The organism is Clostridium thermobutyricum, from assembly GCF_000371465.1.
Classification (GTDB): domain Bacteria; phylum Bacillota; class Clostridia; order Clostridiales; family Clostridiaceae; genus Clostridium; species Clostridium thermobutyricum.
The window spans coordinates 645,541-659,252 of the sequence record NZ_KB850956.1 but is presented as its reverse complement, the minus strand read 5'-3'; the positions used below and the strand labels follow the sequence as shown (position 1 = coordinate 659,252).

At 24.3% G+C, this 13,712-nt stretch carries 9 protein-coding genes; 1 reads left to right on the top strand and 8 read right to left on the bottom strand.

All coding sequences use genetic code 11. From position 1 onward, the window contains the following. Positions 1-19: 19 nt before the first annotated feature. From HMPREF1092_RS02945 to glsA, 8 genes are all read right to left on the bottom strand, one after another. Positions 20-1,942, bottom strand: coding sequence for a sensor histidine kinase (locus HMPREF1092_RS02945; RefSeq protein WP_002597111.1), 1,923 nt, complete (start codon positions 1,940-1,942; stop codon positions 20-22). 4 nt (positions 1,943-1,946) lie between these two features. Then, entirely contained in the window at positions 1,947-3,821 is a 1,875-nt protein-coding gene (locus tag HMPREF1092_RS02940; RefSeq protein ID WP_002597110.1) for a sensor histidine kinase, read from the bottom strand. Positions 3,822-3,932: 111 nt separating this feature from the next. Continuing rightward, entirely contained in the window at positions 3,933-6,083 is a 2,151-nt protein-coding gene (locus tag HMPREF1092_RS02935; RefSeq protein WP_002597109.1) for a YhgE/Pip domain-containing protein, read from the bottom strand. 170 nt (positions 6,084-6,253) lie between these two features. Continuing rightward, positions 6,254-7,387, bottom strand: a complete 1,134-nt coding sequence (locus tag HMPREF1092_RS02930) for a glycosyl hydrolase family 8 (RefSeq protein WP_002597108.1) — start codon at positions 7,385-7,387, stop codon at positions 6,254-6,256. 86 nt (positions 7,388-7,473) lie between these two features. Then, on the bottom strand, positions 7,474-8,019 hold the full coding sequence (locus HMPREF1092_RS02925; protein WP_002597107.1) for a lytic transglycosylase domain-containing protein: 546 nt from the start codon (positions 8,017-8,019) through the stop codon (positions 7,474-7,476). A gap of 17 nt (positions 8,020-8,036) precedes the next feature. After that, positions 8,037-8,636, bottom strand: coding sequence for a dephospho-CoA kinase (coaE, locus tag HMPREF1092_RS02920; protein WP_002597106.1), 600 nt, complete (start codon positions 8,634-8,636; stop codon positions 8,037-8,039). Positions 8,637-8,651: 15 nt separating this feature from the next. Then, positions 8,652-11,237, bottom strand: a complete 2,586-nt coding sequence (gene polA / locus HMPREF1092_RS02915; RefSeq protein ID WP_002597105.1) for a DNA polymerase I — start codon at positions 11,235-11,237, stop codon at positions 8,652-8,654. Between the two features lie 114 nt (positions 11,238-11,351). Then, entirely contained in the window at positions 11,352-12,269 is a 918-nt protein-coding gene (glsA, locus tag HMPREF1092_RS02910) for a glutaminase A (protein WP_002597104.1), read from the bottom strand. A gap of 171 nt (positions 12,270-12,440) precedes the next feature. On the opposite strand from glsA, the gene HMPREF1092_RS02905 reads away from it, so the two are divergent. Then, positions 12,441-13,679: an aminopeptidase gene (locus HMPREF1092_RS02905; RefSeq protein ID WP_002597103.1), complete on the top strand. Its 1,239-nt coding sequence runs from the start codon at positions 12,441-12,443 to the stop codon at positions 13,677-13,679. Positions 13,680-13,712 lie beyond the last annotated feature (33 nt).

Sequence of the window (13,712 nt, the reverse complement as noted above, 5' to 3'; positions counted from 1 at the left end):
TTTTTTATTAAATTATTCTTTAAATAACATCAGAAAATTCAATATTAACTTTTTCTTTTAAATCGTTTATTGAATAATCACTTGTGTAGTCAACAGTTAATCCTTCCTCTATAGGAAGTTCTATTATAAAGATATTATTAGCTTTATCCTTAGAATGAAATCTTAATGCCCCAGAATGAGCAGATAACAATTTTCTTGATAAATATAATCCTAATCCGCTTCCTTCATTTTCTCTAGTTAAACTCTTATTTATTTTAGTAAACTCATCAAATAAATATCCTTCTTCTATTTTATTTATTTTTTGCCCATTGTTAGATACTATTATTTCAACTTTTTTGTTAGTTTTTGTTATATCAACTTTTATTTGTCCATCATATCTATTTTTATTTCTATGTTTAACACTATTTGATAATAAATTTAGAATTACTCTTTCAATAGCATCTCTATCTATATTTAATGGAATTTCTTCATGAGTAGAGTCAAAAATAATACTCATATTATTTTCCTCAATACAGTTTATACAGCTTGTAACAACATTTTCTACTACTTCAACAATATTAAAAACACCTTTATTTATTTTAAAATAACCTTCTGAAAATTTATTTGCATCTATAAAATTATTTATAGTTCTTATAAGTCTTAAACAATTTTTTTTAATTTTTTTATTACTCTCTTTAACCTTATCAAATTCATTTTTTTCTATATTTATTTTATTTAATTCTAAAGCTACATTTATTATATTTATTGGTGTTCTAAGTTCATGAGAAATATTGGCAAAAAACTCATTTTGAATATTTTCATATCTTAAATATGATTCATATTCTCTTATTTTTTCTTCATATATTTTTATATCTGTAATATCCTTCATATATATCATAAAAATATTTTCGTCAATTTTAACTGTATATATTTCTACATATATCCAATCATTTTCTACATATATTTTAGCTCGTTTCTTATTTCTTTCAACCCATTGTATTTTCTTAAAAAAATTTTTTTCAGAAAAATTTTTATTATCTTCTATTCCTAACATAAATGTAGCACTTTTATTAGCATATTTTATTTTTTCTCCATATAATATTATTCCGTCATTAAAATCATCAATTAAATTATAATATCTTGTTTCCTCATTACTTTTTTTTGCATCAAGAATGTCCATTATATATAATCTTTTCTGTAATTCCTCTAATATTATACCCTCTTCTTTTTTATTATCTTTAATTTCATTTTTCATACTAAATATTTCTAAAGAATATACATTTTTTGCTATCCCTTCATAAATTACAAAATAAGCAATAGTTTGCAAGCAATTTGGTAAAATATATGTGTAATTATCAAATATTAACATAACCAATGTAATAATTCTAACTGCTGCAATAATTATTAAATATATATTTATATATTTTTTTTCAATATTATCTTCTTTTCTAATCAAAAAAAATAAAAATGTAACTAATGCAATATTTAATATCAATACTATATATTTAATCTCGAACTTTCTAATAAAATATATAAACCCTAAAGTTATTAACATAACACTTAAATATCCCATAAAAGATTTTAAATTAGAAAATTTATTTTTCATAAAAAATATTGCTTCTATAACTATTAATAATTCTAAAGTTACTAAGCAACTGGTGGTATATAAAAATAAATCTGCTTCTATATCTCTATATACATATGTTCCTAAAAATATATTTGAATATTCTAATATCCCAATTGATATAAACCCAATTCCTAAATATTTATAAAAACTAAAGTTTTTTCTAAATACAGTTAATAAACTTAAAGCTATTGCAATGGATCCACAAAAAATATCTGTTAGCTTTATATATAACCATATTTTTTCATTAAAATTAGATATTATAATAAATATCAAATGAATAATAAAAACTATAACTCCAATAAAAAATATTCTTTTATACTCTCTTAAATAATTCATTTATTTAGTTCTCCCTAATAAATCTCATAACTATTTCAGTTCCTACCCCTTCTTCACTCTCTATAGATATTTCTCCGTTTTGTGCCTCTATTAAATTCTTTACAACATACATTCCTATTCCACTACTTTTTAATATTGCTTTTTTTGTTTTTTTATCTTTTGAATATCTTTCAAATATCTTATCTAAAAATTCTTTTTGTATTCCAATTCCAGTATCTCTAATAATTATATATACATAGTTATTTTCAGTTTTTATATCTACAAAAATTTCTCCTATCTCTTTATTATATTTGATTGAATTAGATATTAAATTTATTATTACTCTTTCCATAAAATCGTTATTAAATTTAATATAGATCTCTTCTTCATCTGTATCAAATTGCATTTCTATATTTTCTTCTTTTGCATAACTTACAAGACCTGAAAATACATCTTCTACAAAGTAGACTATATTTCCCTTTTTTAAATTACATTTTAAAGCTCCTGAATCTATTTTGCCAACATCAATTATATTATTAGTTAACCTTTTTAATACTAAATAATTTTGTTTAGAAATATTCATATGATTCTCTAATTCTTTTTTATTTCTATTATTTATAAATATATCTTGAACTTGTGCAGAAGAATATATTACATTTATAGGAGTTTTTAAATCATGACTAATATTAGATAAAAAGCTTCTTTTTATATCCTCTTGAAGTTTTTTTTCCATTATTCTATTTTCTATATTTATATATTTTGTTCTCGATGTCATATCAGTTAATATAATTATAGCTTCCCCTTGTTCTAAACTCTTATCTTTTATTTCTATAGTTACTTTTTTATTATTTTTCTTAATTATACCAATATTACCTTTTTCATCTAATTTTTTTATATTTTTATCATCAATTATTTCTATTAATTTATAAAAATTTACCCCAACTAAATCTAAAAATTTTTCCTCATCAAATAAATCTAAACACTGTTTATTTGCATAAACTATATTATTTTTATTCAAGTTTACTATTAATGTTGGGACTGGTATATTTCTAAATAAACTTTTAAAAGTTTTTTCTATATCATTTATAAAAATTCTATTTGACACAATTTTTTGATTTGTTAATTTTAAATCTTCATTTAGATAACTTATTAATCCTATTACTTCTTTAAGTTCATTTTCAATTTTTCCATAAGGCAAATTAATTATTTTATATATTAAGCACCCCATAAGTAATGATTCTGTTAATATAATAAAATATTGCAATAAATATAGTAAAATTCCATTATTTATACATATATAATTTAAAATTATGATTATATTTCTAATTAAAAATAAATTTAGATAATTTTTTATATAATTTATATTATAATCATTTTTTAATTTTGGAGTATCTAATTTTATCTTGATAGCATATAATGTAATTATTAATGTAAAAATTAATAAATTTTTAATCTCTTTTAAAATTGTTAATCCCATAACGATAATTACTATTATATATATATTTTTTTTTGTTTTATTCAAATTATTTAAATACCTATTTATAATATCTATACCTATTAATACAATCATACTTCTCAACATATGAATAAAATATTGATTACTAAATTTCCATACATCTTCTAATATAATTTTATAAATATTAGTATAAGACATTATAATAAATATGACAGCTACATATTTATAAAATTTATGCTCATATACTTTTTTTATTGAAAAAACTAATAATATTATTACTAAATTAATTATTAAATAATATGCCTCTACTATACTTTTTATATCTATCTTTACATAATTTAAAGAACTTATAATAGTTGCCAATATACATATACAAAATGCAAATTTATAAAAATAGACTTTATTAATATAAATTAAATCAATCTTCTCATTATTCTTTTCCATACAACCCTCCCTCTATAATTTTACTTTATTTTACTTTATTTGTGAAGTTTTCAATTTATTGTTGGAATATTAAATAAAAAAAAGAAGTTACTTTGTGTAACTTCTTTTTTTTTAATGTTCTACTATTTCACTTTCAGCTAATTTTTTTATAAATTTCTCACTTGCTTTATTAAGTGGCTTTTTAAGTATAGCTCCAATTACAATACAAGGTATAATTAAAGCTGCTAAAATAGCTAAATCTTTCATAAATAAATCTTGAACTCCACCTGCAACTAAATATCTCATTCCATCTATAGCATATTTAAATGGTAAGAAAGGATTTATTCCTTTAAAGAATCCTGACATAACTTGAACTGGGAATGTTCCCCCTGATGCTGCAACTTGAAGTACTAAGAATATTATACATATTGCTTTACCTATATTTCCAAATACAGATACTATACTATAAATTATTGTTATAAACACTAAACTTATAAACATACCTAAGAGTACAAAGCCAAATTTATTTAAAACATAAGTTTTCAGTATAAATATATCTCCCATTGTTACCACAAATCCTTGTAATATTCCAATAGATATAAATGTTAGATATTTTCCAAAGAATACTTCATGAGGTTTTATGTTTTCTTTTTCTTTGTCTATTCCTTTAACTGATACAGTTAAAATAGAAACAAGTATTAATCCTCCAACCCATAATGAAAGTGTAGTGTAGAATGGAGACATAGCTGATCCGTAATTAGGAATTTTAAATAATCTATTTTCTTTTATATTTACTGGATTTCCTAAGAAATTACTTTCACTTTCCCAGTTATTAGTTAAAAGACTTAATATACTATCTACATTATCCCCTTTATCAACTTCTTTTATTTTTCCTACTATTTTACTTAAACTTTTTTGCATTTCTGGATAATTATCCTTTAATTTCTTAAGTTCAGTATTAGATAAAGCTGTTCCTTTTTTCAATAATCCTAATGTTTCTTTTACTTTTGGAAGAGCTTCTTTTGTTTTTTGGATTGTTTCTTCTCCATTATTAGCTAAAGTTATTAAGCTATCCATACTTTCATTTATTTTTGGTAGTATTGTGCTGTCATAACTATTTAAAATTTCATTTATTCCACTTGAAACATTTTTAAGCTTACTTTTTAATTGTTGTATATCAGTAGCATTTATTACTCCATTTCCATTTAGAGTATTTTCTATACTATTTATTACATTCATAGTATTATTTATTTTATCTTTTAAGTTGTTTAATTTTCCTATAGTTCCATCTAATTTTCCATTTTGATTTATATTGTTTAGTAAATTAGATAACGTACTTACTATATTATTTGCTGAATTTAATCTATCTTTTATTAAACTTAAATTTCTTATTATTGTATCTTTATCTACATTGCTCTCTATTGAATCACTAATTGTTAAAGTACCATCAATAAACTTTTTAGCTAATCCTAAATCTTCTTTTACCATTGGTGATATTTTATTTATAGCTTGCTTAGAATTATTTAAGAATGTTTCACTACTATTTAAAACATTATCTGCACTATTAAGAGTTTTTTCTAAACTTGGTACAATAGCATTTACTTTGTCTATCATTTGATTTACTGTTATTGTTCCGTTATAAGCTTTATTTATTAAATCCCCAATTTTATCTGAATTATCATTTAAATTATAAAGAAGTTTAACTGAATCTTGTATTTTAGGTCTTTCATTTATATATCCAAAGCCTATTTCATTAAATATTTTAAATATTATTCCATTTACAGTTTTAACAATTGTACTATCTACATTTTGTTTTAATGTTTCTACACCTTTATCTGTTATCTTTGGTGCTATTGCATTAGCTGCCTCATTTACTGTATAAACTAAATCCGGTCTTTTTATGTCTTTTGAAGTTAAAGAAATTATATCTTGTGAGAAATCTTTAGGAATAGTTATACTCGCAAAATATACTCCTCGTTCTACTCCATATTTAGCCTCTTCACTTGTAACGAAATTCCATCCTAAGTTATCATTTTTCTTAAGTTCATTTACAAGTTCATCACCAACATTTATATTTTTATCTTTATAACTTGCTCCTGTATCTTCATTTACTATAGCAACCTTTATCCCCTTTGTGTTTCCATAAGGGTCCCATGATGATTTTATATTAAACCATGCATATAATGAAGGAAGAATTATCAAACCTATTACAACTACTAGAGCAACCCAATTGGTAAATATTTTGACTAAATCTTTTTTATAAATTTTAAAAATATTTTTCATTTATTGTTTCCTCCCCATAATCTATGAACTTATTATAACATTTTTATGACCAAAAGTCATTTATTTTTTATAAATTTTTATTCATCTTAAATTTATAAAAATATTTTTTACATAATAAAAAAATCTATATTAAAGACTCCTATAAATAGAATCTTCAATATAGATATATTTTATTCTACATCTCTATAAGCAAGTAATGCATTTAAATTATCAAATGAATATACTTGCATTGTTTTTTTATCTCCATATCCACCATAAAGCTTACTCTTTTTATCTAAAACTTGATAAGCATTAAGTTTTCTTAGAGCTAGAGTGTAAAGTTCTTTATTATTTTCTATTTCTGCTATTTGTAATAAGTTTGCATATATTGATGTTGATTGAATATCAGATGTCATTTCCCCTGTAGCATCATTATAAGAAACATAAATTGCTCCATCTGTTTTAAATTTATCTATTATCCAATTTAAACTTTCAGAAATATTTTGGCCTACTTCTGCTTTATCTAATAATATTATTGTATTTAAAAGCATATCTACATTTTTATCATTATCGTATTTTTTAGTTTTTATATCATAATATTTTCTGTATAAAGGAACTTTATTGCTTATAAATCCTCCATTTAGTATTTTCTCTGATTCAACTCTAATACTTTTCCATTTAAAATCTATATTATTTAAATATTGTAAAGCTTCTAAATCAATATAGCAAAGAGTTACTTTATCACTATTAGTTTGACCATCATTAAAATCAACGAGAATATTTTCTGTTCTTAATTTTCTATATACTCCATTTGCCATTTCTATAGCATAATATCTGTATTTTAAATTATTCCATTTTTCTCCTCCCATAATAAGAGCCTTAATTATTCTTAAATCATCTATAGTTGCTGATACAGTAGATCTTTTATCTCCATCAACTCTCCAACTTATAAGCCCATTTGATAAAAGCATATTATTCTTTATATATTCAAATGTCTTATTGAATCCTTCTTTATCATCTCTTTCAAGATAATATAAAAGCATTAATCCTTCTGACTCAGATAAAACAGAATCTCCCTTTGTTATATCACCGTCATTTTTTTCATTAAGATAATTAGTTTTTATTCCTCCATTATCTGTAGTCATATGATTTTGTATAAAATCATATAAAATCTCTTCTCTACTAGTTGGAGCGCCATTTCCCCAAGTTTGTATTATCTTTACTGGAATAAAATATGGAAGTAATGCTTTTACCCCTATCAGTACTATTAATATTAAGGCTAATCCTAATCCTACTCCTAGCTTTATCCCCATTTTCTTACCCATTATATTTTGCTTTACCTACTAATAATAACTTACTTATTAAAAGGTAATAGCTCCACCTCCTCTATATAAAACATATGCTATATTTATTAATTATATAGTCTTTTATATATTTTATAATAAATATTTACTTTATCTACGTAATGTTTAGTTTCTTTAAAAGGAATATAAGTTAATTTTTTACCATCACCTGAATATTCATTATTTTTAAGCCATTTATTAACATTCCCTCTTCCTGCATTATAAGCAGCTACAATTAAATCCCTATCCCCATCAAATTCTTTAGACAAATTGTTTAAATACCAACAAGCCATTTTTATATTAGTATTTTCATCATATAAGTCATTTACATTAAAATTTTCCATTTTCATTTGTTCTGCTATCCAAGTACCAGTTTCCTTAGTTATTTGCATTAAACCTACTGCATTTTTATGAGAAGTTGCATCAGGATTAAATCCGCTTTCCGCTTTCATAACAGAGAGAACAAACAATGGATCTAAATTATATTCCTTACTATATTTGATTACAGCATCTTTATGAGCATATGGAAAGAAATAATCTTTTATAAGGATTCTTCCACCTATAATAACAATAATTAATACAATTATTGCTATTATCCACTTTTTTAATTTCATTAGTCTTCCCTCATCCTTTACAACATTTCTTTAAAAAATGTAATTATATCTTCTACTTGAACTCTTGTATTTTCTAAATCTTTATTATTATCTATAATTATATTAGAAAATTCACGTTTCTTATCTAAAGACATTTGCGCGTTTATTCTATTCAATGCATCATTATTAGCCAATCCATCTCTAGCCTTTATTCTTTGTATTTGTGTTTGTGTATCTGCACTTACCAAAACAACATAATCCATTTCTTCATGTAACCCAGTTTCTATTAATATTGGTGCATCAACTATTATTAATTGGTTTTTTTCTTTTTCTAATCTTTCTATTTCATTGTGTATTTCTTTTTTTATATAAGGCATTACTATTGATTCATACTTTATACGTTGCTTTGGAAATTTAAAAATATGGTTTCCAAATTCTTTACGTCTAAAGTCACCTCTCCAATCAAAAAAACCTTCTCCAAATTCTACTCTTACTTTATTTAATATTTCAGGATATTTTTCAAGAACTTCTCTTGCTATTATATCTGCATCAACTATTTCTATACCATGCTCTCTAAATATAGCAGAAACAGTTGATTTTCCTGTTCCTATTCCACCTGTAAGCCCTATCTTAAGCACTTTTAAGTCTCCTCTCTACTTCGTATTATACCATGTAGTTCCAGTATTAGAATCAACTTCTAATGGAACTTTTAACTCTAATACATTTTCCATTTCTTCTTTTACAAGACTTTTTACTTTTTCTAACTCATCTTTCTTTACATTTAAAATAAGTTCATCATGTACTTGTAAAATTAATTCACTATTAAGCTTTTCATTTTTTATTCTATTATAGACATTTATCATTGCAATTTTTATTATATCTGCTGCACTTCCTTGAATAGGTGCATTCATTGCAAGTCTTTCTCCTAAAGCTTTAACTATTCTATTAGAAGATTTAATTTCAGGTATAAATCTTTTTCTATTTAAAATAGTTTTTGCTATACCAGTTTCTTTTGCTTCTTCAACTACATTATTAAGATAATCTTTTATCTTTGGATATCTATTAAAATATATTTCCATATAGTTGCTTGCTTCTTTTTTTGTTATTTTTAAGTCTTGAGCAAGTGAAAAATCACTTATTCCATAAACTATACCAAAGTTTACAGCTTTAGCTCTTGACCTCATAAGACTTGTAACTTCTTCTATAGGAACATTAAATACCTCTGAAGCTGTCTTTGTATGGATATCACTATGGTGTTTAAAAGAATCTATCATATTTTCATCACCACTAATATGAGCTAAAACTCTAAGCTCTATTTGTGAATAATCAAGAGATAATAATATATCATCTTTCTCTTGAGGTATAAATATCTTTCTTATTTCTCTTCCCATATCATATCTTATTGGAATATTTTGAAGGTTTGGTTCTGTACTTGAAAGTCTTCCTGTTGTAGTAACAGTTTGATTAAAGTTTGTATGGATTCTTCCATCATGATCTATTAACGCCTTCATTCCTTCCACATAAGTTGAATATATTTTACTTATTTGTCTATAATAAATTATTTTTTCTATTATAGGATGGTCATCTTTAAGTTTATTTAAAACATCAACATTTGTTGAATATCCTGTTTTAGTCTTTTTTATTACTCTTAAATCAAGCTTTTCAAAAAGAATAACTCCTAATTGTTTTGGAGAGTTTATATTAAACTTCTCTTCTGCTAAATCATATATCTCTTCTTCAGTCTTATCTAATTCAGCTTTAAATTTAACTTGAAGTGAATCTAAAACATCTCTATCTATTTTAAATCCTACATTTTCCATATCAGCTAATACAAACATTAATGGATGTTCTATATTATAGTAAAGTTCTTCCATTCCTTCTTTAGCGATTTTATCTTTTAAATCCTTTTCTATTACTTTTAAATATGATACTCCATTTAAAAATCTATCTTCTGGTGTTTCACCTTTTATTTCTTCAAAAATTGTAAAAGCTGCAACTTTATCAATAGAATAATCACCTTTTGAAGAATCGATTATATACGCTCCAATTGCTGTATCAAAATTAAATCCTTCTATTTTTATTCCATTATTATCAAGAATTTTTATTAATGCCTTTCCGTCATGAATAACTTTTTCAATATTCTTATCCTCAAAGAAGCCTTTTACCCACTCTAATTCTACTGAATTATTTAATTTTACTACTTTATCTTCTGCAAATAGATATAAGTTATTTATATTTCTTTCAGAATTTAAAGGAGTGTGAATTTCAGAGTAAGTTATATAATATTTATTATATTTTTTTAAGAAGTCTTTAATCTCTTTTTCTTCTTTTAACTCTAAAACCTCAATTTCTTTCTCTTCTTTTTCTTCTTCTTGAACTAATTTGTTTATTATATTTCTATTCATACCAAGTTTTAATAAAAGTTCTTTTGCCATATGGTTATTAGGCTCTTTTTCAGCTGTTATTGCGTCCATTATTCCTGTTATAGGAGCATTAACTTCTATTGTAGCTAATCTCTTACTAAAAATCGCTTGTTCTCTATTTTCTTCTAAGTTTTCTTTTAATTTTTTTCCTGCTATATTAGGTATATTTTCTAAAACAGCTTCAATAGAACCATATTCTTTAATTAATTTAAATGCTGTTTTTTCTCCTACACCAGGAACTCCTGGTATATTATCTGACTTATCTCCCATAAGTCCTTTTACATCTATAAATTGTGTTGGAGTAACTCCAAATTCATCAATGAATGCTTTTTCATTATATATTGCTACTTCTGAAACACCTTTTTTAGTTATAACTACATTTATGTTATCTTCTGCTAATTGAAGAGCATCTTTATCTCCTGTAACAACAAATACTTCTATTCCATTTCTACATGCTTCTTTAGCTATAGTTCCTATTAAATCATCCGCCTCAAAACCATCTAATTCATAACAATCTATTCCTAAATAATCTAAAAGTTCTTTTATAATTGGAAATTGTTCATAAAGTTCTGGAGCCATTTTTTTTCTTCCTGCTTTATAATCTTTATATTCCTTATGTCTAAAAGTAGGAGCTTTTTTATCAAAAGTTGCAATTATATAATTAGGATTTATGTCTTCTTTCATTTTTATTAGCATATTTATAAATCCATAAATAGCATTTGTATGTATTCCTTCGCTATTTGTTAATGTTTGTGGAATTGCAAAAAATGCCCTATTCATAAGTGAATTTGAATCTAATATCAATAATTTTTCCATTTTTTCCTCCAGTTATTTTTTCTCTCTTTTCATAATTATAACATTTTATAATTAAATTTAGTAACGTATAGTTTACAATAGTTAATTATATTTCCATATGTACTAAACTTTATTTTAAAATATGCTTAAATCTAATTCATTTGATAAATCTTTTAAAAGCTCTATTCCCGCTATACTGTTTCCTTTTTCATCTAATGCAGGACCATATACACCTATTCCCATTCGCTTTGGAACTGCACCTAAAATTCCTCCACCAACTCCACTTTTAGCTGGTATACCTATTTTTACAGCAAATTCTCCTGAAGCATCATACATTCCGCAAGTTACCATTATAGTTTTTGCTATTCTACAAATTTCTTTTTCTATTAATATTTCTCCACTCCATGGTATAACACCATCATTTGCAAGAACAGCCCCTAATCTGGCTAAATCTCTAGCACTTCCTTCTATTGAACATTGTCTAAAATATAAATCTAAAATTTCTTCTATATTACCTTCTAATATTCCATTACTTTTCATGTAATATGCTAAAGCTCTATTTCTATCACCAGTTAATTTTTCTGAAACATAAACTTCTTCGTTAATTCCTATATTTTCATTGTTCGTTGCTTTTTTCATAAAATCAATTAATTTTTTTAATTTTTCTTCTTCAGTTTTTCCTTTTATTAAAGAAGTCGTTACTATAGCTCCTGCATTTATCATTGGATTATATGGTCTCTTAGTATCTTTTGTCTCTAAGTTAACTATTGAATTAAACCCTTCCCCTGTTGGTTCTACATTAACCTTTTCTAAAACTTTTTGGTATCCATTATCTTTTATAGCTAACATTAAGCTAATTACTTTAGATATACTTTGTATTGTAAAAATTTTATCACTTTTTCCTGCTGAAAATTCTTCTCCATTAAGATCTACGATAACTATTCCTAAATCTTCTTTGTTTGCTTTTAAAAGTGCTGGTATATATGAAGCTAGTTTTCCCTTATTCCCATATACTTTATTTTTTTCTATTAATTCAGTTAATAGCTTATTCAAATTTAGCACCTCATTTCTATTAATTAAAACATTATTATTAAGTAAATATATTATATTACTTATTATGTACGCATACAATAAATATGTTTTCAAGTTGTTTAAACTTTGTTATCCATTTACTTTACTATATATGGTAAAATAATTTTATTATATTAATTTGGAGGTATTGACATGATTAATAATTTTGACAATATGATAGAAAAATATGCAGATTTAATTGTAAAAAAAGGACTTAATATTCAAAAAGATGGTTTATTATTTATAAATTCTCCAATCGAATGTGCTAGCTTTGCTAGAAAAGTTTCAGAAAAGGCATATAAAGCTGGAGCTAAAGATGTTTATATAAATTATGGAGATGAAAACTTTTCTAAAATAAGATTTGAAAATACTTCTATGGAGACATTAAAAAATGTTCCATCATTTGAAGTTGAAAAATATCTTTATTATCAAAGAGAAGGTTCATCATTTCTTTCAATCTCTGCAAGTAATCCTGAACTTCTTAAAGATATAGATTCAAAAAAAGTAGCAGCATTTTCTCAAAGTAGAAGCATAGCTTTAAAAGATTATTATGCAAAAGTTATGAATAATGAAAATGCATGGTGTGTTGTTTCCTTACCAACTGTAGCTTGGGCTAAAAAAGTATTCCCAGATTTATCTGAAGAAAAAGCAGTTGAAGCTTTATGGGAAGCTATATTTAAAATTGTTAGAGTTGATCTAGAAGACCCTAATACTGAATGGACAAATCACTCAAATAACTTAAAAGAAAAAATTAAATCTTTCAAAAAATATAATTTTAAAACTCTTAAATATTCAAATAGTTTAGGTACAGATTTAGAAATTGAATTACCAGAAGGACATATTTGGTGTGGAGGTTCTGATTTTACTTCTGAAGGATTAGAATTTATAGCTAATATCCCTACAGAAGAAATATTTACTTTACCTAAAAAGACTGGTGTTAATGGAATTGTTTATTCAACTAAACCACTAAATCATAGTGGAACTTTAATAACTGATTTTTCTCTTACTTTTAAAGATGGAAAAATAGTAGATTTTACTGCAAAAGAAGGCTATGATTCTTTAAAAGAATTAATAGAAACTGATGAAGGTTCACACTATTTAGGAGAAGTTGCTCTTGTTCCTTATGATTCTCCTATATCAAATTCAAACATTCTTTTCTATAATACACTATTTGATGAAAATGCTTCATGCCACCTTGCTATTGGTCGTGCATATGGAAGCTGTATTGAAGGTGGAGAGCAAATGAGTGAAGAAGAATTAGAAAAACATGGTGTTAATGATTCTTTACAACATGTTGATTTTATGGTTGGTTCTAAAGATTTAAATATAATAGGAATAACTCATTCCGGAGAAGAAATTCAAGTATTTAAAGATGGAAACTTTGCTTTTTAAAACAAAAATGATGTGAGATTATCTCACATCATT

Excerpts from the sequence above, each read along its gene's own strand:
- HMPREF1092_RS02945 (WP_002597111.1), bottom strand. The coding sequence starts at position 1,942 with ATGAATTATTTAAGAGAGTATAAAAGAATATTTTTTATTGGAGTTATA.
- HMPREF1092_RS02940 (WP_002597110.1), bottom strand. The coding sequence starts at position 3,821 with ATGGAAAAGAATAATGAGAAGATTGATTTAATTTATATTAATAAAGTC.
- HMPREF1092_RS02935 (WP_002597109.1), bottom strand. The coding sequence starts at position 6,083 with ATGAAAAATATTTTTAAAATTTATAAAAAAGATTTAGTCAAAATATTT.
- HMPREF1092_RS02930 (WP_002597108.1), bottom strand. The coding sequence starts at position 7,387 with ATGGGTAAGAAAATGGGGATAAAGCTAGGAGTAGGATTAGGATTAGCC.
- HMPREF1092_RS02925 (WP_002597107.1), bottom strand. The coding sequence starts at position 8,019 with ATGAAATTAAAAAAGTGGATAATAGCAATAATTGTATTAATTATTGTT.
- polA (WP_002597105.1), bottom strand. The coding sequence starts at position 11,237 with ATGGAAAAATTATTGATATTAGATTCAAATTCACTTATGAATAGGGCA.
- HMPREF1092_RS02905 (WP_002597103.1), top strand. The coding sequence starts at position 12,441 with ATGATTAATAATTTTGACAATATGATAGAAAAATATGCAGATTTAATT.